The organism is Nocardiopsis sp. NPDC050513 (assembly GCF_044457925.1).
GTDB lineage: Bacteria > Actinomycetota > Actinomycetes > Streptosporangiales > Streptosporangiaceae > Nocardiopsis.
Genome location: NZ_JBITHK010000009.1, coordinates 234,027 through 260,248 on the forward strand (window position 1 = coordinate 234,027; position 26,222 = coordinate 260,248).

The 26,222-nt window shown below is 71.9% G+C and carries 25 protein-coding genes and 1 pseudogene; 13 read left to right on the forward strand and 13 right to left on the reverse strand.

What is annotated here, in order from left to right; all coding sequences use genetic code 11:
• Positions 1 to 170: 170 nt before the first annotated feature.
• A complete protein-coding gene (locus ACIBFB_RS18360) occupies positions 171 to 2,111 on the reverse strand; it encodes a BTAD domain-containing putative transcriptional regulator (RefSeq protein ID WP_397231537.1) in 1,941 nt (646 codons plus the stop codon).
• A gap of 518 nt (positions 2,112 to 2,629) precedes the next feature.
• Here ACIBFB_RS18360 and ACIBFB_RS18365 point away from each other — a divergent pair.
• The 3 genes from ACIBFB_RS18365 to ACIBFB_RS18375 all read left to right on the forward strand — a co-directional run bounded on the left by ACIBFB_RS18365 (position 2,630) and on the right by ACIBFB_RS18375 (position 6,467).
• Positions 2,630 to 3,826 (forward strand): aminotransferase class V-fold PLP-dependent enzyme, encoded by a 1,197-nt coding sequence (locus ACIBFB_RS18365; protein WP_397231539.1) that lies wholly within the window; start codon positions 2,630 to 2,632, stop codon positions 3,824 to 3,826.
• A 362-nt stretch (positions 3,827 to 4,188) separates the two neighbouring features.
• Positions 4,189 to 5,463: a cytochrome ubiquinol oxidase subunit I gene (locus tag ACIBFB_RS18370; protein ID WP_397231541.1), complete on the forward strand. Its 1,275-nt coding sequence runs from the start codon at positions 4,189 to 4,191 to the stop codon at positions 5,461 to 5,463.
• 11 nt (positions 5,464 to 5,474) lie between these two features.
• Positions 5,475 to 6,467, forward strand: a complete 993-nt coding sequence (locus ACIBFB_RS18375; RefSeq protein WP_397231543.1) for a cytochrome d ubiquinol oxidase subunit II — start codon at positions 5,475 to 5,477, stop codon at positions 6,465 to 6,467.
• A 130-nt stretch (positions 6,468 to 6,597) separates the two neighbouring features.
• Here the strand turns inward: ACIBFB_RS18375 and ACIBFB_RS18380 are convergent, their stop codons facing one another.
• The 4 genes from ACIBFB_RS18380 to ACIBFB_RS18395 form a co-directional block, all read right to left on the reverse strand.
• Complete coding sequence (locus ACIBFB_RS18380; RefSeq protein WP_397231545.1) at positions 6,598 to 7,263, reverse strand: response regulator; 666 nt, start codon at positions 7,261 to 7,263, stop codon at positions 6,598 to 6,600.
• Positions 7,264 to 7,438: 175 nt separating this feature from the next.
• Positions 7,439 to 8,602, reverse strand: coding sequence for an RNA-guided endonuclease InsQ/TnpB family protein (locus ACIBFB_RS18385; RefSeq protein WP_397231547.1), 1,164 nt, complete (start codon positions 8,600 to 8,602; stop codon positions 7,439 to 7,441).
• 244 nt (positions 8,603 to 8,846) lie between these two features.
• Positions 8,847 to 10,112: a sensor histidine kinase gene (locus tag ACIBFB_RS18390; protein WP_397231549.1), complete on the reverse strand. Its 1,266-nt coding sequence runs from the start codon at positions 10,110 to 10,112 to the stop codon at positions 8,847 to 8,849.
• Complete coding sequence (locus tag ACIBFB_RS18395) at positions 10,099 to 10,308, reverse strand: DUF5957 family protein (RefSeq protein WP_397231551.1); 210 nt, start codon at positions 10,306 to 10,308, stop codon at positions 10,099 to 10,101. The genes ACIBFB_RS18390 and ACIBFB_RS18395 overlap by 14 nt, the downstream gene beginning before the upstream one ends.
• Positions 10,309 to 10,593: 285 nt before the next feature.
• Between ACIBFB_RS18395 and ACIBFB_RS18400 the strand changes: the two genes are divergently transcribed.
• On the forward strand, positions 10,594 to 11,475 hold the full coding sequence (locus tag ACIBFB_RS18400) for a DUF6410 domain-containing protein (protein ID WP_397231553.1): 882 nt from the start codon (positions 10,594 to 10,596) through the stop codon (positions 11,473 to 11,475).
• A gap of 78 nt (positions 11,476 to 11,553) precedes the next feature.
• Here the strand turns inward: ACIBFB_RS18400 and ACIBFB_RS18405 are convergent, their stop codons facing one another.
• A complete protein-coding gene (locus ACIBFB_RS18405; RefSeq protein WP_397231555.1) occupies positions 11,554 to 12,315 on the reverse strand; it encodes an STAS/SEC14 domain-containing protein in 762 nt (253 codons plus the stop codon).
• Between the two features lie 217 nt (positions 12,316 to 12,532).
• Between ACIBFB_RS18405 and ACIBFB_RS18410 the strand changes: the two genes are divergently transcribed.
• The 5 genes from ACIBFB_RS18410 (at position 12,533) to ACIBFB_RS18430 (ending at position 16,249) form a co-directional block, all read left to right on the forward strand.
• Positions 12,533 to 12,733 carry a hypothetical protein gene (locus ACIBFB_RS18410; RefSeq protein WP_397231557.1) on the forward strand — a complete coding sequence of 67 codons (201 nt, stop codon included), beginning with the start codon at positions 12,533 to 12,535 and terminating at the stop codon, positions 12,731 to 12,733.
• A 26-nt stretch (positions 12,734 to 12,759) separates the two neighbouring features.
• Positions 12,760 to 13,290, forward strand: a complete 531-nt coding sequence (locus ACIBFB_RS18415) for a DUF6879 family protein (RefSeq protein ID WP_397231655.1) — start codon at positions 12,760 to 12,762, stop codon at positions 13,288 to 13,290.
• Positions 13,241 to 14,122 carry a helix-turn-helix domain-containing protein gene (locus tag ACIBFB_RS18420; protein ID WP_397231559.1) on the forward strand — a complete coding sequence of 294 codons (882 nt, stop codon included), beginning with the start codon at positions 13,241 to 13,243 and terminating at the stop codon, positions 14,120 to 14,122. Before ACIBFB_RS18415 ends, ACIBFB_RS18420 begins: the two co-directional genes overlap by 50 nt.
• A gap of 173 nt (positions 14,123 to 14,295) precedes the next feature.
• Positions 14,296 to 15,672, forward strand: coding sequence for a hypothetical protein (locus tag ACIBFB_RS18425; RefSeq protein ID WP_397231561.1), 1,377 nt, complete (start codon positions 14,296 to 14,298; stop codon positions 15,670 to 15,672).
• Between the two features lie 7 nt (positions 15,673 to 15,679).
• Positions 15,680 to 16,249 (forward strand): class IV adenylate cyclase, encoded by a 570-nt coding sequence (locus ACIBFB_RS18430; RefSeq protein WP_397231563.1) that lies wholly within the window; start codon positions 15,680 to 15,682, stop codon positions 16,247 to 16,249.
• Positions 16,250 to 16,295: 46 nt separating this feature from the next.
• On the opposite strand, the gene ACIBFB_RS18435 is transcribed toward ACIBFB_RS18430, so the two are convergent.
• From ACIBFB_RS18435 to ACIBFB_RS18465, 7 genes and pseudogenes are all read right to left on the reverse strand, one after another.
• On the reverse strand, positions 16,296 to 16,541 hold the full coding sequence (locus ACIBFB_RS18435) for a DUF397 domain-containing protein (protein ID WP_397231564.1): 246 nt from the start codon (positions 16,539 to 16,541) through the stop codon (positions 16,296 to 16,298).
• A gap of 8 nt (positions 16,542 to 16,549) precedes the next feature.
• Positions 16,550 to 16,909, reverse strand: a pseudogene (locus ACIBFB_RS18440) (Scr1 family TA system antitoxin-like transcriptional regulator); the annotation flags it as partial.
• Between the two features lie 37 nt (positions 16,910 to 16,946).
• Positions 16,947 to 17,858, reverse strand: coding sequence for an NADP-dependent oxidoreductase (locus ACIBFB_RS18445; protein WP_397231566.1), 912 nt, complete (start codon positions 17,856 to 17,858; stop codon positions 16,947 to 16,949).
• A gap of 66 nt (positions 17,859 to 17,924) precedes the next feature.
• Positions 17,925 to 19,511, reverse strand: coding sequence for a multicopper oxidase family protein (locus ACIBFB_RS18450; RefSeq protein WP_397231568.1), 1,587 nt, complete (start codon positions 19,509 to 19,511; stop codon positions 17,925 to 17,927).
• 126 nt (positions 19,512 to 19,637) lie between these two features.
• Positions 19,638 to 20,720 (reverse strand): acyltransferase domain-containing protein, encoded by a 1,083-nt coding sequence (locus ACIBFB_RS18455; protein ID WP_397231570.1) that lies wholly within the window; start codon positions 20,718 to 20,720, stop codon positions 19,638 to 19,640.
• Between the two features lie 5 nt (positions 20,721 to 20,725).
• Complete coding sequence (locus tag ACIBFB_RS18460; RefSeq protein WP_397231572.1) at positions 20,726 to 22,195, reverse strand: MFS transporter; 1,470 nt, start codon at positions 22,193 to 22,195, stop codon at positions 20,726 to 20,728.
• Positions 22,192 to 22,668, reverse strand: coding sequence for an anthrone oxygenase family protein (locus ACIBFB_RS18465; protein ID WP_397231657.1), 477 nt, complete (start codon positions 22,666 to 22,668; stop codon positions 22,192 to 22,194). Before ACIBFB_RS18465 ends, ACIBFB_RS18460 begins: the two co-directional genes overlap by 4 nt.
• Before the next feature lie 234 nt (positions 22,669 to 22,902).
• On the opposite strand from ACIBFB_RS18465, the gene ACIBFB_RS18470 reads away from it, so the two are divergent.
• Genes ACIBFB_RS18470 through ACIBFB_RS18485 form a run of 4 tightly spaced genes read left to right on the forward strand, consistent with a single transcriptional unit; the run spans position 22,903 to position 26,214 of the window.
• Complete coding sequence (locus ACIBFB_RS18470; protein WP_397231574.1) at positions 22,903 to 23,226, forward strand: TcmI family type II polyketide cyclase; 324 nt, start codon at positions 22,903 to 22,905, stop codon at positions 23,224 to 23,226.
• Positions 23,227 to 23,276: 50 nt separating this feature from the next.
• Positions 23,277 to 23,708, forward strand: a complete 432-nt coding sequence (locus ACIBFB_RS18475; RefSeq protein ID WP_397231576.1) for a cupin domain-containing protein — start codon at positions 23,277 to 23,279, stop codon at positions 23,706 to 23,708.
• Positions 23,705 to 24,976 carry a beta-ketoacyl-[acyl-carrier-protein] synthase family protein gene (locus ACIBFB_RS18480; protein WP_397231578.1) on the forward strand — a complete coding sequence of 424 codons (1,272 nt, stop codon included), beginning with the start codon at positions 23,705 to 23,707 and terminating at the stop codon, positions 24,974 to 24,976. The genes ACIBFB_RS18475 and ACIBFB_RS18480 overlap by 4 nt, the downstream gene beginning before the upstream one ends.
• The gene (locus ACIBFB_RS18485; RefSeq protein ID WP_397231580.1) at positions 24,973 to 26,214 is read left to right on the forward strand and encodes a ketosynthase chain-length factor; all 1,242 of its coding nucleotides are present in this window, start codon (positions 24,973 to 24,975) and stop codon (positions 26,212 to 26,214) included. The genes ACIBFB_RS18480 and ACIBFB_RS18485 overlap by 4 nt, the downstream gene beginning before the upstream one ends.
• Positions 26,215 to 26,222: the final 8 nt, after the last annotated feature.

Sequence of the window (26,222 nt, forward strand, 5' to 3'; positions counted from 1 at the left end):
GCGTCCGTCGTGGGGAACGGAACGCGGGAGTCGACGGGGCGGGGCGGAGGGGAGACCCGGGCCGACGTCAGGGGCCGTCGGGTCGTGGGGACGGGGGAACGCGGGGACGGGGCGCTGTGGGGATGTGCGGGGGCGGCGGGTCCGACCGCTCGGCGGTCCAGCGCGGACGGTCAGGGCGCTGGCGGTGCCGTCGGTTGGAGGCGGGGATCGGCTCCGTCACTGTCGCTCTTGAGCCGCTCCCGGGCGTAGAGCTTGATCAGCTCGTGGAAGTAGAACTGCACGTCCCGCTGCCCGCCCTGCTCCCAGACCTGGAGGAAGCGCTTCTCGACGAGCGTGGCGAGCAGCGGCTCCACTTCCTCGGCCGGGGTGCTGAGGAAGCGGGCGACCTGCGCGGCGGTGAACACGTTGTCCGGGAGGATGCTCAGCAACCGGAACAGGCTCGCCTCGCGAACGTGCAGCTGCACGTAGCTGCTGTCGTAGCGTGACCGCAGGTCCAGCCCCTGGAAGCGGAGGTAGTCCAGGCGGCGGTCGGCGTCGTCGAGTTCGCGCGCGATGCTGGCCAGCGGGAGCCCCGGCACGGCCGCCAGGCGCGCGCCGACCACCCGTACCGCCAGGGGCAGCCCGCCGCAGGCCCGTACGATCGCGGCCGCCTCGCGCGGTTCGCGGTCGACGCGTTGGGGGCGCACGATGCTCCTGAGCGCGTCGATGGCGTCCGCACCGTCCAGCCCGCCGAGGGAGATCACCTCGGCCTCGTGGAGGATGTGGGGCCGGCTGGTCACGATCACACCGCACTCCGCGCTCCCGGGGAAGAGGTGTTCGACCTGTTCGGCCGAGGCCGCGTTGTCCAGCACGACGAGGATCCTGCTGTCGGCGGTGCACGTCCGGAAGAGCTTGCCCGCCTCCTCCAGGTCGTCGGGAACGGTGTCGGCGGGGACGCCGAGCGCGCCGAGGAAGCCCTCCAGTATGCGCAGGGGGTCCACGGGCGAGGGCCGGTCGCCGCCGAGTTTGGCGAACAGCTGCCCGTCCTCGAACCGCCAGCGCAGTCGGTGTGCGGCACGGATGGCCAGGGCGGTCTTGCCCACCCCGGGCATGCCCGTGATCGAGGCGACCCGGACGCACGTCTCCGCTCCCTCGCCGGAGAACTGCTCCTCCAGCATCCGCATCTCGCGCCGGTACCCGCGGAAGTGGGGCACGTCCGGCGGGATCTGCGCCGGGGTGTGGGCGAGGGAGTGGTACCGCTGACGCGGAGCCCGCGGCGGGCGGTCCTCGGGCCCGGGGTCGGCGGACAGCAGGTCCTGCTGGATCGCCCGCACCTCCAGGGACGGTTCCAGGCCGAGTTCGAGGACGAGTGTCTCGCGCAGGGCGCGGTAGACGTCGAGCGCCTCGTAGCGCCGGCCGGCCTTGTTGAGGGCGACCATGAGCTTGGCGTGCAACCCCTCGTGCAGCGGGTGCGCGGAGGTGAGCGAGCGCAGTTCGCCGATGAGCCCCTCGTGGTGGCCGAGCCGGAGTTCGACCTCGATCCGCAGTTCGAGCGCCCGCAGCCGGAGTTCCTCCAGACGCGCGACCTGCGATGCGAGGAGTTCCCCCTTTTCGACGTCGGCCAACGCGGGTCCGCGCCAAACCGACAGGCCGCGGGTCAGGCGGTCGACGGACTCTTCGAGATCGCCCGCGTTGAAAAGGGCCTTTCCGTCGTTGACGCATTCTTCGAACTGTGCTACATCCACCTCGGCATCGGGGGAGGAAACCATGTAACCGGAGGGGCGCGTCTGGATATCGACGCCCTCTCCGGCCGAGCGCAGGATCTTGCGCAGCTTGTACACGTAGGTTTGCAGCGTGGGCACCGCGCTCGGCGGAGGCGACCCGCGCCAGAGTTCGTCGATCAATTCCGCAGTCTGGACCAGCGCGTTGCTCCTCAGCAGCAACAGCGCCATCACCTGGCGGAGCTTGGGGGCGCTCGGTGTGACGTCGCAGGTGCCGATACGGACCTCCAGCGGGCCCAGAAGACGGAAATCGACACCCGCGGGACGCTCCAGGCACTGGACTCCCCCGGGGATCCGCCCGGTGTCGTTCGTGGAGTTTTCCAGTCGGGTTGGTTCTCTGTACCTGGTCAATCGAGACACGCCAACTTTCCACAATGGTCGGAGATCATGCACGGTCCGCGAACGATCAATCCTCTTCCCAGGAAGTTTTCTTACGCGTCAGCCACCCTTGTGGAGGGACCGGCGCGACAATTCACTCCCCGATAGAATCCACGTTGTAACCAACAGGCGACCCCCCGCAACCCCGGCTGGCGGAATTTTCTCCGGCCACCCCCGGCCGCTTCACCGGTCGGCCATTCACGTGTTGCTCGACCAGGTGGCTTCCCGGATGGCGTGAGGCCTCCGGCAGTATCGATCCGACCGCTTGCAAACCGCTAGTCCGCCCATCGAACTCCCCGCCCCGGGACCACCCGCCCGACGGCGGGCGACCGGAAGGCACCGCCCTGAACTCGACCGACGTCCGCACACGCCGCGTCGATCCGACTACAGCGTCCGGTCAGCGCGACACCACCGGACCGACGGACAATCCTCACGTCGGCCGCGGCGCCCCGGTCCGGACGCCGCGACCGACACCCACGGAAGGGACACGCATGATCGACATCGAGGCCGCCCGCGCCGACACGCCCGGCTGCCGGGGACGGATCTTCCTCGACAGCGCTGGCTCCTCGCTGCCGCCCGCGCCCGTGCTCGACGAGGTGATCGCCCACCTGCGGCGCGAGGCGGAGATCGGCGGGTACCGCGCCTACGCCGAACGGGCGGAGGACGTCGAAGCGGGCCACACCGTGTTCGCCGACCTCCTCGGCTGCGCGCCCGACGAGGTGGCCTTCACCGACAGCGCCACCCGGTCGTGGCTGACCCTGGCCGGGTCGGTGCCCCTGGGCGCCGGGGACCGCGTCCTGGTCACCGAGGCCGAGTACGGCGCGAACGCCGTCGCACTCCTGCGCCTGGCCGAACGCGCGGGGGCGAGCGTGGAGGTCGTCCCCTCCGACTCCGCGGGCGCGATGTCCGTGGAGGCGCTCCGCGCGATGCTCGACGAGCGCGTGAAGCTGCTCTCGCTCGTCCACGTCCCCACCAACTCCGGACTGACCAACCCCGTCCGCGAGACGGTCAAGGCCGCGCACGAGGTGGACGCGCTGGTGCTGCTGGACGCCTGCCAGTCCGTCGGCCAGCTGCCCGTGCGGATGGACGACCTCGGGGTCGACATGCTCTCCGGGACGGGGCGCAAGTGGCTGCGCGGCCCGCGCGGCACCGGCTTCCTCGCCGTCCGCCGCTCCGCCGCCGATCGCCTGCGACCGCTGCTCGTCGACCACTCCGGGGCGGAGTGGGACAGCGCCACCACCTACCGGCTGCGTGATGACGCCCGCGTCCACCAGTTGTGGGAGTACGGCGTGGCCGAGCGCCTGGGCCTGATCGCCGCCGCCCGGTACGCGCTGGACCTGGGTGTGGAGGCGGTCGCCGCCGCCGTCGCCGACCGCGCGGGACGGCTGCGCCGCGGGCTGGACGCGATCGCGGGCGTGGAGGTGGCCGACCTCGGCGCCGAGCACAACGGGATCGTCACGTTCACCTGCGCGGGGGAGGAGCCGCGGCGGGTGGCGGCGGCGCTGTGGGACGCGGGGGTGGCCGTCACGGTGAGCCCGCGCGCGTCCACCCGGTTCGACATGGAGCGGCGCGGACTGGAGGCGGTCGTGCGCGCGTCGCCGCACTACTTCGTCTCGCACGGCGACATCGACCGGGCGGTGGAGGCCCTGGCGGGGATCCTGCGGAACGCCCGGGGAGACGTCCGGTGAGCCCGGGGCGGGCGCGGTGAACGGGGTGCGCGGGCCGGCGGGGTCGCACGGGCGGCGCGGCCCGGAGGGATCGGAAGAACCGGGGAGGCCAGAGGGACCGCAGGGACAGGTGACTTCTGAGCGACCGGAGGAACCGGGAGGACCGGTGGGGCGCGGTGCCTCCCGGGGGATCACCCCTCCCGGCACCGCGCCCTACGTTCGGACGCGTCCCCGGGATGAGGCCGCCTACATCCGAGGACGTAGGCGCGCCGCACCCTCCCCCGTCCGGAGCTGTAGGCCGGGTGCAGCCTCAGGAGCGATGCCCCGGCGCCCCGTGCCGGGCGAGCATGGCGTGACGAACGCGCCCCGAAAGGCCATCCACGATGCTCGACGATCCCCTGCTCCTGGCGCGACTCCAGTTCGCGCTCACCGCGGCGACGCACTACATGTTCGTCGCCTTCACTCTGGGACTCGCCCCCTACGTCCTGTTCACCCAGCTCGGCGCGGTACTGCGCCGCGACGCGTCCCGACTGCGCGCGGTGCGGTTCTGGGGCGGGCTGTACGTGGTCAACTACGCGATGGGCATCCTGTCCGGACTGGTCATGGAGTTGCAGCTCGCGCTCAACTGGCAGGGCCTGACCACCATGTTCGGGTACACGTTCGGCGCGCCGCTGGCCATCGAGACCATGGCGGCGTTCTTCGTCGAGTCGACCTTCCTGGGCCTGTGGATCTTCGGCTGGGACCGGATGTCGCGCTGGGCGCACTGGGCGTGCTTCCTCGTCGTCACCCTCACCGCCTACGCGTCGGCGTACTGGGTGCTGGTCTCCAACGGCTTCCTCAAGTGGCCCGCGGGCTTCTCGGTCCAGGACGGGGTGGCGGTCCTCGACGACCCCGTCGCCCTGGTGACCAACCCGTCGGGCCTGCTGGCCTTCGCCCACGTGGCGGCCTCGGCCCTGCTGGTGGGCGGCGCGGTGATCGCGGCGACCAGCGCCTTCCACGTCCGCCGCGGACGCGACGCCGGGGGGATGTTCCGCCGGAGTCTGCGGCACGGGCTGGTGCTCGTGATGGTCGGGCTGATCCCGACCATCGCCACCGGCTTCTCCCAGCTCGCGATGTACGGCCAGGAGCCGCCGACCAGCGGCATGACGTACAGCGCCGAGGAGATCGCGCAGATCGAGCAGGGCTTCCGGGGGTTCGAGGACGGCTCCGACGTGAGCACCTCCCTCATCCTCAGCGTGTCCGGAGACATGCTCATGATGACGTCCTGGGCGCTTCTGCTCCTGCTGTGCCTGGTCTCGGCCGCGGTGTGGCTGTCCCGCCGGCTCGACCGGTGGCGCTGGCACCTGCGGTTGCTCGCCGTCACGCCCGTGTTCCCCTACGCGGCGAGCGTCGGCGGGTGGGTCTTCCGCGAGACCGAACGCCAGCCCTGGACCGTGCGCCACCACCTGACCACCGCCGACGCGGTCACCGACATGTCGCCGCTGATGGCCGCGGCCTCGTTCACCCTGTTCACCCTGGCCTTCGCCGTGCTCGGCACGGTCACCGCCTGGTTGCTGGTCCGGTTCGCCCGCCGGGGCCCCGAGGCCAGCCCCCTGGCCGCCGCCCCGGAGGGCGCGGCCGACGAGGACCGGGACCGCCTCACCACCCCGACCCTGTAGGGAGCCCCCGCATGGAAACCGTCCCCGTACTCTTCCTGACCGGCCTGGTCGTGGGCTACTTCGTGCTCGCCGGGTGCGACGTCGGGCTGGGCATGCTCACGCCCTACCTGGCCCGGACGCCGACGGAGCGGCGCCGGTTGGTGTCGGCGCTGGCGCCCTACTTCCTCGGCACCGAGGTGTGGCTGGTCGGCACGATCGGTGTGATCGCCGGGCTGTTCCCTGCGCTGAAGGACGTGCTGTTCGGCGGTGGCATGTGGGCGGTGTTCACCGCGCTGCTGGCCGGGTGGCTGTTCCGCGACGCGGGACTGTGGCTGCGGGCGCGGGTGGACGCGCCCGGGTGGCGGTCGGTGTGCGACGCCGCGGTGACGGGGGGCAGTTGGGCCCTGGCGGTGACGTGGGGGCTGGCGCTGGGCGGCCTGCTCTCCGGCGGTCGGCCGCTCAGCCCGTTCTCACTCGCGTGCGCGCTGGTCGTGACCGTCCTGTTCCTGCTCCGCGGGGCGGCCTTCGGCGCCGAGCGCATGGTGCCCGCGCACGCCGACACCGCAGCGGCGCCGTCTGCCGCCGACGCCGCGCCGAGCGCGGACGAGGCGGCGCGTCTGACCCGCCAGCTGGCCCGGATCGGACTGGTCGCGGCGGTGGTCGCGATCGTCCTGGCGGTGCTGCCGTTCGGCGGGCTGGACGTGGACCGGCCGCTGGCCCTGGCCGGGACGGCGGCCGTGCCGGTGGTCGCGCTGGCGGCGACCGCCGGACTGTCCGGACCGCACCTGTCACGGCACACCTCGGCGGTCGCGATCGGGGCGGTGCCGGTGGTGGCCGGCGCCGCGCTGGCGCTGCCGCTCGGGGCCGCGCCGACGGGGACGCTCGTGCTGACCAGTGTGTCGATCCTGCCGGTGCTGCCGCTCATGGTCGTCGGCCAGGTGGCGCTCTACCGGATGCTGCGGCGCCCGACGGAGGAACGCGGGTTCTTCGTGGCGTCCGTGCCCCCGGCTCCCGTCGCTCGGTGACCGCGCGTCCCTCCTCTCCCATCCCAGTGGGGTCACCGGGCACGGGCGGGGCGGGTGGGACCGGGCCGGTCCCACCCGCCTGTGCGCGACCGGGCCCCGCGCTCCCGCCCTGCGGGGGCCGCGGAGACGGTCAGGAGAGCCAGCCGGGACGGACGGTCCCGGACTCGTAGGCGATGACGACGAGCTGGGCGCGGTCGCGGGCGCCGAGCTTGGTGAGGACCCGGCTGACGTGCGTCTTGGCGGTGGCGATGGAGACGACCAGCCGTTCGGCGAGCTCCTCGTTGCTGAGCCCCGCCGCCACTCCCGCCAGGACCTCGCGTTCGCGCTCGGTCAGGCTGTTCAGCCGCGGCGCGGGGGGCGGCTCCTTGATCCGGTCGACGAACTCGGCGATCAGCCGCCGCGTCACCGCCGGGGCGAGCAGGGAGTCGCCGCGGGCGGCCACCCGGACGGCGTGGATGAGCTCCATCGGCTCGGTGTCCTTGACCAGGAAGCCGCTGGCCCCGGCGCGGAGCGCGGAGTAGACGTACTCGTCGAGGTCGAAGGTGGTGAGGATGACGACGCGGACGTCGCCGAGCCTGGGGTCGGCGGCGATGCGCCGGGTGGCCTCCAACCCGTCGACCCCGGGCATGCGGATGTCCATGAGCACCACGTCGGGCCGCTCGCTGGCGGCGCGTTCCACGGCCTCCGCGCCGTCGGCCGCCTCCGCGACGACGGAGATGTCCTCCTCACCGTCCAGGATCGAGCGGAAGCCCGCCCGCACCAGGGTCTGGTCGTCGGCGATCACCACGTTGATCACAAGGATCCCCTTCTGTCGCCCGTCGGCGGCAATGTTCTTTGACTTCCTCCCAGCCCTGAAAGGACCGGGATTCCGACCGGGCCTTGCGGCCAGGTGGCGCTGCGCGCCTCGCGGCACGAGCTGGTTCCTGCTTTACCGACATGGCACCCCAGAGGTCTCCGCAGGCTGGCACGGTTCACCCCGGTAAGGAGCTAGTCCATCCGCGCGAAAGAGTGTTCCGGGCCGCGTTCACGTCCGCGTGAGCTGTGTGCCCGCACACACCACAACGGAACACCGATTGGCTCTCTCGGTTGTCCGCTGCGACGTGTCCGCACGGGTGACAGGTCTGCGACGTGTACGCGGGATCGACCTCGACCACACGGGTTCCCGTGCGCCGAGCCTTGTTGACACAAGCGAGTTTGAAGCCGTGCCATCCCTTGGCCAGGATCGCCCGGTTCAACCCCGCCTTGGCCCGAACATGACGCCCCGGGGATTCGGTGGTGCCTCTGGCCGAGGCGGTCATGCCCTTCGTGTTCAACTTCTCCAGCACCACGACCGCGTTCTTGGCGCACAACACCGACGCGGTCTGGGCGGCGAAGTCCGCGCGCCGGGAACGGACCCGACCGGTCAGCTTCGACAGGGCGGCCTTGGTCCTGGCCCGGTTGTTCGAGCCTTGGCGCTGCCGGGCGAGCTTGCGTCGCAGGCGGCGTTCCCGCTCGTGCTCCTTCGGGGTCTGCAGGACGCGGTCGAACAGGTCCCCGTCCGAGGTGGCCACCGCCACCGCGACCCCGCGGTCCACGCCCACGGCCGAGTCCGGCAACGCGTGCTCGGCGGGGGTGTGCTCGCCGTCCTCACACAGCAGCGACACGCACCAGTGCGCGCCGTCCCGGGACACGGTCGCGGAGCGGATCGTGCCCCGGGGGGCACGCGACCACCGGAACCGCACCCACCCCAGCTTGGGCAGCTTCACCCGACCCCACCCGCGGCCCAGGCGCTCCACGGTGATCTGCTTCGGGTCGGGGAACCGGAAGGAGGGCCTCCACCGGGCCTTGGCGCGCCAGTTGACGTGGAAGGTGCCGTGCTGTCGGCAGGCGGCGTCCAGGTCCCTCAACGTCTGTTGGAGGATGTGGGAGGGCGCCGCCCGCAGCCAGGTCTCCTCGGTCTTGGCCTCGGCGAGCTGGGCGGCTTGCAGGTGGTAGCCGCAGTAGGGTTGGTCGTGGCCGCGCCGCCACCGGTTCACGGCCTGGCGGCGCTGGTCCAGGGCCGTGTTCCACACCGCCCGGCAGATGTCGCCGTACTCGGCGCACCGCTCGGCCTGCTCGTCGGTGAGCGCGAGCCGGTACCGGAACCCGGTCAGCACAGTGGGAACACCCCCTCTCGGTCTCGACGGGATCCTAGCGGGGGCCATGGTGGAGGGTTTTCGGTTCCGTGCGGGTGGTTGACGGGCTTACCCGGCCCTGGAGGACCGGGTTCGCGCCCTTGATCCGCGATCAGACGGCCGCGCGCTGTGGGCGGGAGTCGATGTCGTCGGTCCGGCGGCGGGGCCGGGGCTCGCTCGGCGGACACCTCCCCCGCCGCGCGACGTGCGGCCCGCCGAGCGCGCCCTAACGCACCGGGAAGACGGCACGGACCAGGAAACCTCCCGTCGGCAGCGGACCCGCCTCGAAACGGCCGCCCAGCGCGGACACGCGCTCGCGCATCCCCCGGAGCCCGTTTCCCTCGGGCCGGGCGTCGGCGGCGGTCGCGCGGCCGTCGTCGACGATCCGCACCGCGACCTCCCCCGGAGCGCGCTCGATCGCCACGTCCGCCCGGTGGGCGCCCGAGTGCCGGCGGATGTTGGTGAGCGCCTCCTGCGCGATCCGGTAGGTGGCCAGACCGACCGGGGCGGGCAGCCCGACGGCCGCGGCCACGGTCGCGCCGTCGGCCCGGTCCGCGTCCTCGACGCCGTCCACGATGAGCCGCACGTCCAACCCGGCCTCCCGGGTGCGGCGGACCAGTTCGGGCAGCTGGTCGACCCCGCGCGTGGGCGCAACGGGGACGCCGTCCCCCGTGCACGCGCTCTCGATCTCGTCGACCTGGCGCAGCACGCCCAGCGTCGCCCGCAGTTCGCGCAGGGTGTCCTTGCTGGCGGTCTTGATCGCCTCCAGGGCCGCGTACGTCTCGTCGGGGTCGCGGCGGTGCACGGCGGAGGCGGCCTGCACGTTGATCAGGGAGATGTTGTGCGCGATGACGTCGTGCAGTTCGCGGGCGATGTGCAGGCGCTCCTCGGTGGCGCGGCGCCGCGCCTCCTCCTCCCGTGTGCGCTCGGCCTCCAGCATGCGTTCCTCGACCTGGCGCAGGTAGGCGGCGCGGTGGCGGAAGATCTCCGCGGCGGCGACGACGACGATCATCCAGGCGAGGATGGTCAGGGCGCGCCAGGGTTCGAACGCCATCGACTCGCCGACCATGAACACGCCGAGCGCCACGAGGATCGTGAGGGCGGGAGCGGCCCGCAGTCCCCGCGCGGCCAGACGGATGACCGCGACGAAGAACAGCAGCCAGGCGGTCCAGGCGTCGGTCGGTCCGGTGACGTAGTACAGGGGCAGGCTCAGCCCGACGACGACGGCGGTGACGAACGGCCAGCGGCCGAGGATCGCCAGGGAGGCCGCGCCGACGAGCAGCAGCGCCATGCTCTGCGGCGCGGGCAGGCCGCCGCGGTCGAACTCGACGAGCACCTCCGCGATGAGGAGGGCGGCCGCCGTGACCACGGCGATGGCGACGTCGGTGGGAGTGTCGCTCCGGTCGCGTTCGACCCGCGGGCCCGTGCCGACCAGTGCCCGCCACATCGCCCGTGCCCTCCCCGGTTCCGTGCCCACGCTACCGGCCGCCACGGGCGACGAGCATGGGCGCGGCCACCAGGCCGAGGGCGGCGCAGACGGCGATGAGGTATCTGAGGAGCGGCGCCCAGGAGGGCAGCATGCCGCCGCCGGCCACGAGCAGGCCGATGCCGAGCACGTTCGAGAGTGCGAAGCCCACGAGACCCCCGCCGATCAGTCCGAGCGCCGCCGCCCCGATGAGCTTGAGCACGCTGCTCCTCCAGGGATCGGTTCTCACACGGGTGTGCCGGGACACTACCCGCCGAGGCACCGGACGGCCGTCCGTCTGTGGCTGACACTTCCCCTCCGCCTTGAGACGTACACGTGCCGACGCGGATACGCCCGACCGGGCCGTGCCGGGGCGGGCGGCGGCGGTTCGGGGCCGGGCCCGGGGAGCACGAGGGATCGTCGATCGGCGCACCAGCGGGTGGTGCGACACTCGTGCCCGCTCGCGTGTCGCACCGGACCTCGCGCGCCGAAGGGAAAGGGGCCCGTCGTGGTCAACACCAACTCGCCCACCGACGCCTCCACCGCCGCGGCGCCGGTGATCGGACGCGACATGGGCCCGTTCGGCCGGGCGTTCCGGTTCGTCTCCGGGGTGTGCGGGCTGATCCTGCTGTACTTCCGGTTGCCGTGGGACGAGGGCGCCGCGGCCTACCTCGGCATGATGGCGGTGTACCTGGTGCTCATCGCCGGAGCGTACATCGCGGTGTTCGGGCTGTTGCGCGAGAGGATTCTGGGACGCGTGAGTCCGTGGATCCCGGCGGGGCTGTTCCAGGCGCCGATCCTCATCTACCCGTTCGGGCTCGGCACCGGACCGCTGCACGACGCGCTGGCGCTCTACACGGCCGGGTCGCTCCTGGTCAACACGTTCAGCGGCTACGCGGGCCTGGAGGTGGCGGCGCTGCCGTCACTGGTGTGGCGGCGGCGGTATCCGATCTACTCGCCGTTCAACGGGGTGGACCTGGCCGAGCGGTCGATGCGCGAGGGGCTGGCCGCCCACTCCGGCACGGCGCGGCTGCCGTGGATCGGCGCGACGCTGGTGACGGCGTTCGTGTTCTGCGCGTTCTGGCTGATCGACTACATCGCGTTCATGCCGTTCCTCCAGGAGAACGGCGTCGGTCCGGCGCTGCGCCTGCCCGGACCGGTCGCGGTGGTGCTGCTGGCGTCCGCCGCTCTGGTCGCGTGGGACGCGCGGGCCCGGCGCGACCGGGGCCAGGGCGTGGCGGCGCTGGTCCTCGTGCTCCTGACGCCGGCGTTCGCGGTGGACATGGTGCCGGAGGTGCTGTGGATCGCCGTGATCGCGGGCGGCCTGGGCGTCGCCGTGTTCACCGGCGTCCGGGCGCTGGTGCGACGGGCCGGGTCCGCGCACGCGTGAGGGCCGCCCCAGGGGGGACGTCCGCGCCCGGCGTGCCGTGGCGGTCCGTGCGCACGCCACGGGCTTCTCCGCGGGCCCTCAGCGCTGACCGCCCGCGTCCGGGGCGCCCGCGACCCAGGCGACGGCGCCGTCGAGGTCGTCGTAGCCGAAGTGGCGGAGTTCGGCCCGGACGAAGTGCCTGCCCAGATGGGGCATGAGGTCGGCGAGCCTGCCGTCCGCGGCGAGGGCGACCCTGCGGACCTTCCGGTGGTGGTCGCGGACGAACCGCACGTGCCGCAGGAGGCCGGTGACGTTCTCCCAGCCGGGGAACTCGCGGGCGTGGACCACGAGACCGGTCAGCCGGTCGTGCGTCTCCAGCCAGGCGTCCGCGGTCTGGGCGAGGGCGTCGAAGTCCTGGGAGCGCAGGGGCGCGTCGACCTCGACCACGATGATGTGGGACTCGGGGTCGAGGCGGTGGGAGACACCGGGGCCCTGGGGCAGCGAGGAGAGCCAGTCGAGGGCTTCGGCGCGGTCCCCGACGTCGAAGACGCGGACGGGGCAGGGGGCGAGGAAGCGCGCGAGCGTGGTCGCCTCGCGGATCCAGCCGGTGTCGGTCACGACGGCGCAGCCCTCGAACAGGCGCATGGACCCGAGCCCGACCTTGAGGTCCTCCCAGGCGGCCCCGGGGGTGAAGGAGCCGAACTCCGGGCCGAACTCGCAGAGCATGCGGACGCGGCGGCCCTCACGGCGGGCGGCGTCGACGATCGGCTCGACCACCGTCTCGTAGTCGCGTTTGGTCACGTCGCCGACGGCCTTGAGGGCGTCGACCCCGGCGGGCGCGTCCGTGATTCTCTCGAGCATGGGCCTTCCCCTCCGTCGCGGTGCCACTGCGTGGGGGGAGGGCGCGCTGCGCCGTCGACGGTCTACCCCGCGACCACGGCGGGCACACGTGCCCGATCCGCCGCTTGGTCTTGACGCCTCACTCCAACGGAGTCATTTTGGAGAGAAAGCTTCACCAGATTTCTAGCAAGGAGTCGCCGTGCGCGCTCGGTTCCTTGGCAAAGACCCCGAATCTCAGGTGGACAACTCCCCCACGCTGTTCGCCACCGACCGGACCGACCGCAGGACCTACATCGCGCAGGGCTGGAAGGTGACCGACCCCCAGGCCCTGGCGGACATCGGCCCCGTACCCGATCACGAGACGCTCATCGAGATCCCCGAGGATGTGCTGAAGTTCTACGTACGCCGCTACCAGGAGGAACAGGAGGAAGACCGCTGACCCGACTCATCACGCCCGGACCCGAGATCCGGCAGCTCTTCCACTCCTTCGAGCACTCCGCGTTCCGGTTGGAGGTGCGTGACCGCTACGACGCGCCCTACGAGAACGAGTCACTCCGCAGGTTCCTCGCGGACGAACCCGATGACCTGCCATGGATGCGGAGCTGGCTCGACATGCTGCACGAGGCGGGGGTCAAGGGACGCCGGTTCGCCCGTGTGCGCGTCGTGACGTTACCACTCACCGATTACAGCCGTTTCGGTGTCTGGTGCGCCGGTTTCACCAATGGCGCGGGAGAGGACATCCGCTACCTCGACCGCGACACGGCGGAAGTCACGGGCCTGCCGAACCACGATTTCTGGCTGTTCGACTCACGCACGCTGGTCCTCATGCACTTCGACGCTTCCGATGTCTTCCTCGGAGGTGAGGTCATCGAGGATCCAAGCGTGATCGTCCAGCACAACTACTGGCGCGACGCCGCTTGGCACCACGCCGTGAGACGGGACGATTTTGCCGACGAACAGGGACTCCGACGCGTCGAACGTCCACGAAGCACGTAGCGCGCTCGGCAAACGACTCCGTGAGCTGCGACTCCAGGCCAACATGACGGGCAAGCAGCTCGCGGAGTCACTGTCGTGGACGGCTTCCAAGGTCTCGAAACTGGAGAACGCCCGCCAGACACCCAGTGACGACGACATTCGATCCTGGAACCGGGCCACCGGCAGCGAACCGGAGACCGAAGCGCTCCTCGCCTCGTTGCACACCCTGGAGGTGCAACACGCGGAATGGCGCCGTGTTCTGCGCACTGGCCTGCGGCGCCGGCAGGAAGAGCTGATCGAAGGGGATCAGCGCACCCGGCTCTTCCGAGCCTTCGAAGCCACCGTCATTCCGGGGCTGCTCCAGACGGCGGGGTACGCGCGAGCCCGGTTCGCCGAAGGAGCACGCCGGATGAAACTGCCCGACGACATCGACGAGGCGGTGCGGAAGCGGATTCAACGGCAGGAGATCCTGTACCGGTCGGACAAGAGGTTCCACTTCGTGCTGACCGAGGCCGCCCTCCGTTTCCTCCTGTGCGAGCCGGAGGTGATGCTCGGGCAACTCGACCGGTTGGTCTCGTTCTCCCAGCTCCCGAACGTGCGACTCGGCGTCATCGGCTTCGGAACTCGGTACGCCACGGCTCCGTGGCACGGATTCTGGCTGTACGACGATGAACGGGTGCTCGTCGAGACCATCTCCGCCGCCCTCGACCTCCGCCAACCGCAGGAGATCGAGCTGTACGCGAACGCCTTCGAGCAGTTGGCCACTGTCGCCAGCTACGGCCGATCAGCACGGGCGATCATCAACCGTGCTATCGAAGACCTGGCACAGAGCCTCCCCCAGAATGGCGAGTAATTTCCCACTCCCTCACCAGTACTCACCATTGCTGGAAACATCGAGAAATGTGCTTCCGCTGAGCGTTTTCCAACCCTAGCCTCCCAGAAGGGGAGACCCCAGCCCACCCAGGTTCAGCGGGGCGCACCCCGATCACGTGGTCTTCTTCCGATACCCCTTGAAGGAGTCACCCCTTGACCGTGTTCGCCACAGAGCACAAGTCGGTCCCTGGTTACCTCGACATGGCAGCCAACGCGCACGGTGCGGAGAAGGGTCTCCTGATGCACCGCGCCCTGCAGCGGCTTGATTCCGAACGCCCCCACCTGGTGGAGATCGGCCCAGGCGGAGGGGCCGCCGTTAACTTCCTGGCCTCACGGCTCCGATCCGAACCGAAGAGGCCCGTGGATGTCGATCTGACTCTGATCGAGGTACCGGATGTTGCCTCGCGCTCCCTCACACAGGCGATCGACGGCTTCAACCGTGTTGGCACGTGCACGCTCGTGCGCGGCTTCGCTCAGGACATCGGCACACTTCTGAAGAACCGCGCCGATGTCATCAGCGCCTCCGCCCTGATGCACGAGGTGTATTCATACGGTGGCGGGTACAGCGGGCTCCACTCCCTGATGCGGACGCTCCCCACCGTGCTCAATCCGAACGGCTTCTTCGCCTACCGGGACCTGTACGCGGTGAGGAACGATTCCCTGCATGAGCGGGTCACCCACGCCTACGACTCTCCGGCGTGGTTGCAATTCATCCGCATGTTCACACCGCGATACCTACAGTATGGAACCCACCCCTACCACCACGCACAGGACGAGATCGTCGCGCGCCAGAACTCCCGGATCGTGGCTGTGGGGGAACTGGATCCGAGGACCTGCGCCATCATCTCCGCTCCGGTCGGCCTGTTCCGAGAAATCCAACGACACTACGTCACATTCAGGGACCATGTGTGGCGTTCCGGCGCGCTCGGGTTCGCCCCTGTCCTGGAGGGACAGCTCGCCTCCGACTGGTTGGACACCGGGAGCGGCCACAAGAGGGTTCACTACACACTGACCGGAACGGATTGGCTGCCCAGATCACAGAAAGCCATGCTGTTGGCTGTGAGCGAGCCCTATGCCGACCACTACACGGTCGACGGAGACGTGTTCGACGAGTGCACGGACGTGGCACTGACCGCTTTCCTCACAGCGTCGGAGCGAGGGGACTCGGCCTGCTCCGAGATATGGGCTGGTTGGAGCGCCCGCGAAGGCCGGGAGACGTACGCCTATCTGACCCTCGACGACCTGATCACCCTGTTCGCCGTCAACTCGGCCGACTCCGCTCGGGAGCACCCGACCGTGCTCCTGCCCACTCGACCGGAGGACGTCCTCATCCGGCCGAGGAACTACTACAACCGGTACCTGACGCGGCGGCTCGCGAACCCCTTGAGCGACGCCAAACAACTGGTGCTGTTCCGCAACATCCCGATCTCGGACTCGGAAACCCTTGGCGAGGCCATGAGCGCTGTACGAGGCTCGTGCAGCAAACGGAATCTCGCCCGTGTGTACTCCGCCGTCAACCTTGGAGTGTGAGCAGAGCATGAGTCCTGTCGAAGTGGAGCGCAAACGCGAGCTGACCGGATCCGCTGGCGGGGTGAGGGCGCGTCTGGTCGAGCTGGGCTACCGCGAGGCCGGGGCGGTCACCGAGGTGGACACCTACTACAGCAGGCCGGACGTCGACTTCCTGGAGACTGTGGAGTGCCTGCGTGTGCGTCGCAGGGACGGCTTCGCCGAGATCACCTACAAACCGGCGTCCACCTCCGTGACCCACGGTCGAGACGACGTGATCGCCAAGCGGGAGACCAATGTCCTCCTCCGCGACATGGACCAGGCTCACGACGCCAACCTGTTGCTGGAGTCCATCGGAATGGTCCTCCTGGCACGGGTCGAGAAGTTCAGGACGACCTACCACCGTCCTGAACACCCCGGACTCACGGTCGCTCTGGACACCGTGACCGGTGCGGGATCGTTCCTGGAAACGGAGATCGTGGACGACGACACGCAGCGGGCCACCGCGCTCCTGAAGGAAGTCGAGGGCCGACTCGGTGTGGAGGCGTACCCGGTGGTGTCCCTGCCCTACCGAGACCTCGTCCTGCGACGAGGCACGTAGGGGACCACCCCCGTGTGGGCGAGGCGCAGGGCGGCGCTTCGCGCACTCATTGCTTCAGAACGGCGAGGAGGTCGGTCCACTCGGCACTGGGGTAGGCGATGTGGCCGAGGCCCCTGTTCTGGGTGTCCCGGACCGCCGTCACGCCCGGCAGATTCGCCACCTCGACGCACTCACCACTGCCGCCGCCCGAGTAACTGGACTTGCGCGAGCTCGCCTCGACGCACTCACCTCCATGTCCGCCACTGTGGCTGGACTTGTGCCAGGCGGCTTGCTCGGTCTCGCTGAAAGCCATCGTGTGCCTCATCCTTCGAATCGCTCGTCGCGGACGCGCTGGATGCGCTTTACGGACTCTTCCCGGTGCAAAGCTTGGCCGTGAATCCGCTGGAAGATCTGGGGGGAGAGGTCGATGTCCTGGTCCTTATGTGCCCCGGCCTCGAACGGGAGGATACGTAGGTTGACGTTGGGAAGTTCCGCGCGCTCCAACAGGGTGGACAGTTGCTCCCGCATGACGTCCACGCCGCCGACAGCACGGTAGAGCGCGCTTTCGTTGATCACAGCGTTCAACTGAAGGGGTGACTCCTCTGTCAGTCTCTTCTGACGCTGCATACGGACGGTGACATGGGATTCGATCTGGTCATCAGAGGTCGCGCCGACGTCGGCCGAGAAGACGGCAACACTCCCCGACCGGGACCCCGCCTCACTCCCCCATGACCAGCGCCAGCTTCCCCCGCGTCCGCCGCAGCTCCGACACCCGGTGCGCCTCGGCCGCCTCCTCCAGCGGGAACGCGCGGGACACGTGCACCCGCAGCGCTCCCCGCTCGTAGAGCTCCACGACCTCGCGCAGCCGCTCGACCGACCGCAGCGAGCGGATCCCCACGACGCCCAGCTCGGCCGCTCCCGGGTAGTCCACGATCGTCCCGACCCGCTCCCGGTCCTCCACCAGCTCGACCGACGCCCTCAGCGTCTCCCCGCCGACCATGTCCAGCGCCGCGTCCACCCCGGCGGGCGCCGCCGCGCGCACCCGGTCGGCGAGGCCCTCGCCGTGGCGCACCGGGACCGCGCCCAGCGCCCGCACGTGGTCGGCGTTGGCCTCCCCGCACGTGCCGAGCACCGCGGCTCCCCACGCGCGCGCCATCTGCACCGCGAACGTCCCCACCCCGCCCGCGGCGGCGTGCACCAGGACGGTGTCCCCCTCGCCGACGCGGAGGGCGCGCAGTGCCGTGTGCGCGGTCTGTCCGGACGAGGCCAGCACCCCGGCGTGCTCCCACGGCATCCCCGCGGGCCGGGGCACGATCTGGTCGACGCCGACGACCACGAACTCCGCGTAACAGGCCATCAGCGACCAGCCGAGCACCGCGTCTCCCACGGCCACCCCGTTCACCCCCGCGCCGAGGGCGTCCACCGTCCCGGCGAAGTCGTTGCCCAGCACCTGGGGCGACGCGACCTCGAACCCGAGGCGCACCCCCCGGCGGATCGCGGTGTCCACGGGTTGGACGCCGGCCGCGCGCACGCGGACGCGCACCTGCCCGGGGCCGGGCTCGGGGTCGGGGAGGTCGAGGATCTCCAGGACGTCGGGGGGGCCGGGTCGGTGGAAGGCGACGGCTCGCATCGGATCTGCCTTTCGGGTCTCGGGGGGGGCGGGGCGGCCGGGCCCGGTGGCCGACCGCGGGTTCGCTCAGGTCACCTCGAAGTTGGCCATCATCATCATGTCCTCGTGTTCGAGGTTGTGGCAGTGGTACACGAACCGCCCGCGGTACCCGCTGAAGGTCATGATGATCTCGGCCTCCTCCTCGCTGCCGAGGTCGATCGTGTCCTTCCATCCGGCGTCGTACGGGCCGGGCTCGCCGCCGTTGCGCGACAGCACCTGGAAGCGCACCAGGTGCAGGTGGACCGGGTGGTGGACGTTGGTGGTCAGCCGCCAGATCTGGGTGGAGTCCAGCGGGATCCGGGCGTCCACGGTGTCCGGGGAGAAGGTCTGCCCGTTGATCGTCCACAGGTTGGGGCCGGGCCCGTGCGTGTTGGGGGCCTCGCGCGAGAACCGGGCACGGTGCTCGGCGTCGGCGGACTCGCGGGTCATCGGCACGAAGTCGGACAGGCGGTCGGGGATCCGGGTGTCGTCCCGGGCCTCGGACGTCACGCGGAACCGCATCACCTCGGCGGTGCGCCCCTCGCCGAACTCGTTGGCCAGCACGACCTCGGTCCCCACGGAGTACCCGGAGAAGTCGACGATCACGTCGAAGCGCTCCGCGGGCGCGGTGACGATCGCGTCGTGCTCGATCGGCGCGCCGAGGAGCCCGGCGTCGCTGGCGACCTGGACGAAGGGCGCCGTCCCCTCGGGGGCCGGGTCGAGCACGAGCCGGTAGCGGCGGGCGTTGGAGGCGTTGAGGATGCGGAACCGGTAGCGCACGTCGGCCACCTCCATGTACGGCCAGGGCGCCCCGTTGACGAGGATCGCGTCGCCCAGGACGCCGGACATGTACTGGTTGGCGACGCCCGGCTCGCTGACCAGGTCCGAGGAGAGCGCGGGGTAGAGGAACGACCCGTCCTCGTCGAAGGCCCGGTCGCAGATCATCAGCGGCACGTCGCGGTCCCCGGTCGGGAGGGGAAGCGCCTCCTCCTCGTCGTCGTGCACCAGGTGGAACCCGGCCAGGCCCTTGTAGACCTGCGGCCCCGTGAAGTCCATCCGGTGGTCGTGGTACCAGAGCGTGGCCGCGGGCTGGTTCATCGGGTACTCGTAGACCCGGCTGCCCTCGGTGGTGTCCCCCGGCAGCTCGTACCGGCTCTCCCACCCGCTCCGGGGGAAGATCAGGTCGGTGGGGTAGCCGTCGTGCTCCGGAGGGGTGTGGCCGCCGTGCAGGTGGACGGCCACGGGCACGGGCAGGTCGTTGCGGTGCTCGACGACCGTCCTGCGCCCGGTCCGCGACACGATCGTCGGCCCCGGGAAGATCCCGTCGTACCCCCACACCTCGGTGGTCAGGCCGGGGAGGATCTCCGCCTCCCCCGACCGCTGGGTGATCACGTAGTAGTCGGCCTCCGCGTCGCTGCGCTGCGGCTCCAGCACGGGCGGGACCGGCAGCGGGACGGTGCCCGGTTCGGGCAGGTCGGCGGCGCTCTCCAGCAGCCGTCCGGTGCTGCCCTCGTTCTCGTTGCCGCTGCCGTTCCCCCCGGAGCCGTTCCCGCACGAGACGGCGGCGCCTGCCAGGGGCACGGCGACCGCCGAGAACGTCGCCAGCCTCAGGGAGTCGCGTCGGGACATACTCATGGGCACTCCATGCCTCGTCGGTGGCCGTCCGGCGGGGCGCGTCCGGCGCACGGCCGCACCGGCCGTGTCAGCGCCCCCTTCCGGATGCTAGGAAGGCGGTCACGGGGTGTCGTCGACCGGCGGTCGTCAGTGCGGGTGGGCCGGGAGTTGTACGCCTCCGTCCACGGCTACATCCCCAGCACGAGGCCCGTGGCCGCCCGCCGCCGCCCGCACGCGCGGCGCGTGCCCCTCGGCGCCCAGGCGGTCGACCGCCTCGTCGAACACGGCCAGGTCGTCGGCGACGTCGCGCGGGCGGGCCGGGAGCAGGGGGACGACGGCGCTGCGCCCGTCGGCCACGGCCGGGTGCCGGCGCGCGAGCGCGCTCAGTCCCTGTCCCGCTCCGGCCTCCAGCAGCAGGACGTCGTGGTCGTGCAGCAGCTGGTCGAGGGCGGGCCAGAACAGTACGGGGCCGGAGAGCTGGCGCGCCCAGAACTCCGGGTCGCGGGCACGGTCGGCGGTCAGCCGCCCGCCGAGCCCGGCGGAGTAGACGGGCAGCCGGGGAGCGCGGAGGTCGACCCGGCTCCAGGCGCGGACCGTGCCCTCCACGGCCCCGTCGAGCGCCGGACTGTGGAACGCCTGGCGCGACCGGGCGAGGCGGCAGGTGAACCCGTCGGCGCGCAGGTCGGCCCGGACGGAGTGCACCTCCTCGGCGGGACCGGCCAGCAGGGTCTGCCACGGCGCGTTGACCGCCCCGACCACGACGTCGCCGCGCAGGTACGGCGTGAGGTCGGCGGCGGAGGCGGCCACGGCGAGCATCGCCCCGGGCGCGCTGTCGGCGAGCACGTCGATCCGGTCGCGGATGAGGGCGACGCCGGCCTCGAAGTCGAGCACCCCGGCCAGGGTCGCCGCCACGAGTTCGCCGACACTGTGCCCCACGAGCGCGGCCGGTTCCAGCCCCAGGTCGAGGACGGCGCGGCCGAGCGCGTAGCCGACCGAGTAGAGCAGCGGTTGGGCGCGGGTGACGTCGTCGAACCGCTCCCGGGCCGCGTCCCCTCCGGGCCCGCCCTCGCCCAGCCAGTCGGCGCGGATCGCCGCGCCCTCCGGCCCGAACAGGGCGAAGGCCTCGTCCATGGTCGCGGTGAAGGCGGCGTTGGGCCCGTACAGCCCGGCCGCCATGCGGACCTGCTGGGCCCCCTGGCCGGGGAACATCAGCGCGATCGGTCGGGTCACGTCCATCACTTCCTCGGGGTGTCGGCCGCGGAGGGCACGCGAGCGGGTCGGGACGGCATCAGCAGGAGCAGGGCCCACACGAGCAGGCAGCCCGCGATCTCGCAGGCGACGGCGGCGGTCATCGCGGCGACGTGGGCGCTCGGCGGCCCGTCGGGCCCGCCGAGCACGGCGAAGAACACCGCGCCGACGGCGGCGACCCCGAACGCGGCGCCGACCTGTTTGAACGTGGTGAACACCCCGGCGGCGGCGCCCGCGTCGGCCTCGGGGAGGACGGCCAGGACGACGTCCATGATCGGCGCGCTGACCAGACCCATCCCCACGCCCACGGCCAGCAGGACGGGGGCGACGAGCAGGGGCGAGGGCTCGGTCTGACCGGTGCGCACGACGGCGGCCAGGGCGGCCATCCCGGCGGTCATCACCGCGGCCCCGGCCATGAGCACGCGGCGCCCGTGGCCGCGCGCCCACCGGATCGCGGGCCCGGAGACCGCGGCGGTCCCGAGTGCCCACGGGCACACGAGCAGGCCGGTCGCGCCCGGCGAGAGCCCGGCGCCGCTCTGGAGGAAGACCACGAAGACCAGGAAGAACCCGCCGACGAGCGCCGCCGTGACCGCCGTGACCAGCAGTCCCGCGGTGAACACCCGGTTGCCGAACAGCACGGTCGGCACCAGCGGGAGCCCGCCCGTGCGCTCCCGGCGGCGCTCGGCGACCGCGAACAGCGCCACGGCCGGGACCGACGCGGCGAGCATGGCCCACGTGTGCCAGGGCCAGCCCGCCTGGGCGCCGCTCACCAGGGGGTAGAGCAGGAGGAGCAGAGCGGTTCCGCCCAGCAGCACCCCCGGCGGGTCGAGGCTGGCCCCGCCCCGGGACCGGGCCTCGGGCAGGCGGAGCCCGCCCAGGGCCACGAGCAGCCCGAGCGGCACGTTCACCGCCAGGACCGCCCGCCAGCCGAGGTCGAACGGCGCGAACTGGACGAGCACGCCGCCCAGGACCGGCCCTCCGACGGTCGCCAGCCCGATCACCGCCGCGTACGCGCCGAGCGCCGCCCCGCGCCGCTCACCGGGCACCGCGGAGCGCAGCACGGCCAGGACCTGCGGGCCCGCCACGGCCGCGGAGGCGCCCTGCAGGACCCGTGCCGCCAGCAGCATGGCGGGCCCCACGGCGACGGCGGCGAGCAGGGAGGCGAGGGTGAACCCGGCCACCCCGGCCAGGAAGGCCCTCCGTCGGCCGAGGATGTCGCCGAGTCGGCCGCCGGTGATGAGCAGCAGCGCGAACGGCAGGGTGTACCCGGCGAGGATCCACTGCATCACCGCGCCGCCGACCGCGAACTCCCGTTGGATCGCGGGCACCGCCACGTTGACGGCGGTGACCCCCGCCTGCGTCATGAAGGCCGCGGTCAGGACGGTGGCCAGGACGGTCCGGGTGCGCCCCGCGACGGCTTCCCCCGCCTCCGCGTTCGCGGACGCGTCCGTGCTCACGGCGCCGGCAGGAGGGTCGCGGCGGTGGCGGTCGCGAGCAGGGCGCCCAGCGCGCACACCGTGCGCCACCGGTGCCACCCGCGCCACGACGGCCGGGGATCGGCCCAGCCCGGGGGCAGGTCCTCCGGGTCGACCCCGTTGACCCGTTTGTTGATCGGCACGTTCCCGAACTGCGACACCACCTGGACCCCGACCAGCATCGCCAGCCCCGCGCCGAACAGCACCCGCGCGGGGACCGTCGGCGCCAGGAGGACGAGCGCCAGGCAGGAGACCGCCGCCGCCGACACCACCAGCGGCATCGACGGGTGGTAGCCCTTGCCGAGCCGCTTGTGCAACTCGATGTAGGAGCCCATCGGCATCACCTCGACCGCGGGCAGCACGCTCACCGCGACGGCGAAGAACACCCCCGCGACGATCCCGCTTCCCAGGACCGCGACGATTCCGAGTATCTGTCCCAGTACCTGCACCACCATCGGCGACACCGCGTCTCCCTTCCGCGAATTCCGGTCGCCCCCACTAATCCACCCGGGCGTCGCACCCGTCTGGAACGGGGGTCGAGGATCACTGGTGCGCTTTCTTCCGCGCATTTAAGGAACTACGACCGGCGGCTGCGAATCTCGGCGGGACCGTGCTCCCAGCACACCCGCCGACGCCCGGCCCGCCCGGTCGGCGTCCGGCGGGGCCGCACCCGTGGAGAGGCCCCAGGCATGCACCGAACACTCATCGTCGCGCGCATGAACCCAGGTGACGCCGCCGACGTCGCCCAGGTCTTCGCCGACTCCGACGCGACCGACCTGCCGCACCTGATCGGCGTCGACCGGCGCACGCTGTTCCGGTTCCACGACCTCTACTTCCACCTGGTCGAGGCCGACAAGGACATCACCGGAAACCTCTACCGCGCGCGCAGCCACCCCTTGTACGAGGAGATCCACCACCGGTTGGCGCACTTCATCAGCCCTTACGACCCGGCCTGGGCGGAACCCAAGGACGCCATGGCCGAGGCCTTCTACTCCTGGACCCCCAACAGATGAGCGGCGGACAGGTGGGGATCCCCCAGGAAACCGCGGAAACGGAGCAGCCCATGACCGCCGCACCGGTGGTGAAGGTGTCGGAGGGCGACGTCCAGCCCGACCGCAGACGCGGGGGCGAGGTACGCGTCCTGCTCAGCCCGAGGACGGTGACGTCCACGTCGGGCTTCGGAGGAACGCTCACCCTGGGCCCCGGTGAGTTCGTGTGCGAGCACACGCACCCCTACTCGGAGGAGTTCGTCTACGTCGTGCGCGGCGGGGTCGTGATGCGGGTCGGCGACGAGGAGATCGAGCTGCGGGCGGGCGACGCGCTCATGGTGCCGATCGGCGAGCGGCACCGGGTCCGCAACCCCGGCTCCGAGCCGGCGCACGTGGTGTTCCACCTCGGCCCGCTCGCCCCGCGCCCCGAGCTGGGCCACGTCGACCTGGAGCACCTGCCGACGGCCCCCGAGGGCCCGACCTCCCAGGTGGGAGGCGTCCGATGAGCGGGCACGCGGTGGCCGTCACCGGCATCGGCGTGATCGCCCCGGGCGGCGTCGGCCGGGAGGCGTTCTGGGAGAGCATCACCGCGGGGCGCACCGCCACACGCGCGATCACGTTCTTCGACACCACCGGGTTCCGGTGCCGGATCGCCGCCGAGGCCGACTTCGACCCGGTCGCGGCCGGTCTGACGCCGCAGGAGGTCCGCCGCATGGACCGGGCGACCCAGTTCGCCGTGGTCTGCACGGGCGAGGCCCTGCGCGACAGCGGGCTGACCGTCGACGACCTGACGCCCGGGCGCACCGCGGTCAGCGTCGGCAACGCGGTCGGCTGCACGATGGGCCTGGAGAAGGAGTACACGGTCGTCAGCGACGGCGGCCGCAAGTGGCTGGTGGACCACGAGTACGCGGTCCCGCACATCTACGACTACTTCACCCCCAGCGCGATGGCCCGCGAGGTGGCCTGGGCGTGCGGCGCGGAGGGCGCGGCGCACGTGGTCTCCTCCGGGTGCACGTCCGGGATCGACGCCCTGGGCTACGCGGCGGAGCTGGTCCGCGAGGGCAGCGCCGACGTCGTGATCGCGGGCTCGACGGACGCGCCGATCTCACCCATCACCGTGGCCTGCTTCGACGCCATCCGCGCCACCTCGATCACCAACGACAACCCGGCCGAGGCCTGCCGCCCCTTCGACGCCGAGCGCAACGGGCTGGTCCTGGGCGAGGGGTCGGCGATGTTCGTCCTGGAGCGCGCCGACGCGGCACGCAGGCGCGGCGCGCACGTGTACTGCGAGATCAGCGGGTACGCCACGCGCGCCAACGCCTTCCACATGACCGGTCTCAAACCGGACGGCCGCGAGATGGCCGAGGCGATCCGCGTCGCCCTGGACCAGGCGCGGCTCGACCCGACCGACGTGGACTACGTCAACGCGCACGGCTCGGGCACCAAGCAGAACGACCGCCACGAGACCGCCGCCGTCAAGGCGAGCCTGGGCGAGCACGCCTACCGCACGCCGATGAGCGGCATCAAGTCGATGGTCGGCCACTCCCTGGGCGCGATCGGCTCGATCGAGGCGGCCGCCTGCGCGCTGGCGATCGAGCACGACGTCATCCCGCCCACCGCCAACCTGCGCACGCGGGACCCCGAGTGCGATCTCGACTACGTCCCGGTGACGGCGCGCGACCAGCGCACCGACGTGGCGCTGTCGGTGGGCAGCGGCTTCGGCGGGTTCCAGAGCGCGATCGTCATGGCCGCACCGCGAGGAGGCTCCGCATGAGCGCCGTACGTGTGACCGGTCTGGGGGTGGTCGCCCCCAACGGCATCGGCGTCCAGGCGTACTGGGCGGCGACGATGGCGGGCAAGAGCGGCATCGACCGCATCCGCCGCTTCGACTGCTCCCAGTACCCGGTGACGCTGGCCGGGGAGGTCGCCGACTTCGATCCGGCCGAGCACGTCCCCAGCCGTCTCATGGCGGAGACCTCCACCATGAGCCACCTGGCCTTCGCCGCCGCCGCCGAGGCGCTCGCGGACGCGGGCGCCGAGCCGGCCGAGCTGCCCGAGTACGAGCTGGGCGTGGTCACCGCGAACAGCACCGGCGGGGTGGAGTTCGGCCAGCGGGAGCTGGAGGTCCTCTGGAGCACCGGCCCGAAGAACATGAGCGCGTACATGTCGATCGCGTGGTTCTACGCGGCGACCAGCGGCCAGCTCTCCATCCGGCACAAGCTGCGCGGACACTGCGGGGTGCTCGTCGCCGACCAGGCGGGCGGGCTCGACGCGCTCGGCCACGCGCGGCGAGTGCTGGGACAGGCCCAGAGCCTGGTCCTGGCGGGCGGCACGGAGTCGGCGATGTCCCCGGCCGGACTGGTGTCCCAGATCCCGACCGGGCGGCTGACCACCGCGGACGACCCCGGCCGCGCGTTCCTCCCGTTCTCGCCGGACGCCAGCGGGCACGTCCCCGGCGAGGGCGGGGCGATCCTCGTCCTGGAGACGGAGGAGGGTGCGCGCGGACGCGGCGTCCACGAGGACCACGGGAGCGTGCTCGGCTACGCGTCGACCTTCGACCCGCGACCGGGCAGCGGTCGGCCGCCCGCGCTGGAGGCGGCGGCGCGCGGCGCCCTCGCCGACGCCGGCCTGGAACCCGGTGACGTCGACGTCGTCTTCGCCGACGCCGCCGGGGTCCCCGACCTGGACCGCGCCGAGGCGGAGGCGATCACCGGGATCTTCGGCCCGCACGGCGTGCCGGTGACCGCCCCCAAGACGCTCACCGGGCGGTTGTCGGCGGGCGCGGGCCCGCTGGACGTCGTCACCGCCCTGCTGTCCTGCCGCGACGGGGTGATCCCGCCGACCGCCAACGTCACCGCGCTCGCCCCCGGGTGCGACGTCGACCTGGTCCGCGGCGAACCGCGCACCGCGCGCGGGCTGCGCACGGCCCTGGTCCTGGCCCGCGGCTACGGGGGCTTCAACTCCGCGCTGGTGGTGCGCGGACCCGAGAACACGACCGAACACGCGTCCTGAGGAGGCAC

What these genes read in the sequence shown, in the direction of transcription:
- ACIBFB_RS18365 (WP_397231539.1), top strand. Translation starts at nt 2,630, where the DNA reads ATGATCGACATCGAGGCCGCCCGCGCCGACACGCCCGGCTGCCGGGGA.
- ACIBFB_RS18370 (WP_397231541.1), top strand. Translation starts at nt 4,189, where the DNA reads ATGCTCGACGATCCCCTGCTCCTGGCGCGACTCCAGTTCGCGCTCACC.
- ACIBFB_RS18375 (WP_397231543.1), top strand. Translation starts at nt 5,475, where the DNA reads ATGGAAACCGTCCCCGTACTCTTCCTGACCGGCCTGGTCGTGGGCTAC.
- ACIBFB_RS18405 (WP_397231555.1), bottom strand. Translation starts at nt 12,315, where the DNA reads ATGCTCGAGAGAATCACGGACGCGCCCGCCGGGGTCGACGCCCTCAAG.
- ACIBFB_RS18430 (WP_397231563.1), top strand. Translation starts at nt 15,680, where the DNA reads ATGAGTCCTGTCGAAGTGGAGCGCAAACGCGAGCTGACCGGATCCGCT.
- ACIBFB_RS18435 (WP_397231564.1), bottom strand. Translation starts at nt 16,541, where the DNA reads ATGGCTTTCAGCGAGACCGAGCAAGCCGCCTGGCACAAGTCCAGCCAC.
- ACIBFB_RS18445 (WP_397231566.1), bottom strand. Translation starts at nt 17,858, where the DNA reads ATGCGAGCCGTCGCCTTCCACCGACCCGGCCCCCCCGACGTCCTGGAG.
- ACIBFB_RS18450 (WP_397231568.1), bottom strand. Translation starts at nt 19,511, where the DNA reads ATGAGTATGTCCCGACGCGACTCCCTGAGGCTGGCGACGTTCTCGGCG.
- ACIBFB_RS18465 (WP_397231657.1), bottom strand. Translation starts at nt 22,668, where the DNA reads ATGGTGGTGCAGGTACTGGGACAGATACTCGGAATCGTCGCGGTCCTG.
- ACIBFB_RS18470 (WP_397231574.1), top strand. Translation starts at nt 22,903, where the DNA reads ATGCACCGAACACTCATCGTCGCGCGCATGAACCCAGGTGACGCCGCC.
- ACIBFB_RS18475 (WP_397231576.1), top strand. Translation starts at nt 23,277, where the DNA reads ATGACCGCCGCACCGGTGGTGAAGGTGTCGGAGGGCGACGTCCAGCCC.
- ACIBFB_RS18480 (WP_397231578.1), top strand. Translation starts at nt 23,705, where the DNA reads ATGAGCGGGCACGCGGTGGCCGTCACCGGCATCGGCGTGATCGCCCCG.
- ACIBFB_RS18485 (WP_397231580.1), top strand. Translation starts at nt 24,973, where the DNA reads ATGAGCGCCGTACGTGTGACCGGTCTGGGGGTGGTCGCCCCCAACGGC.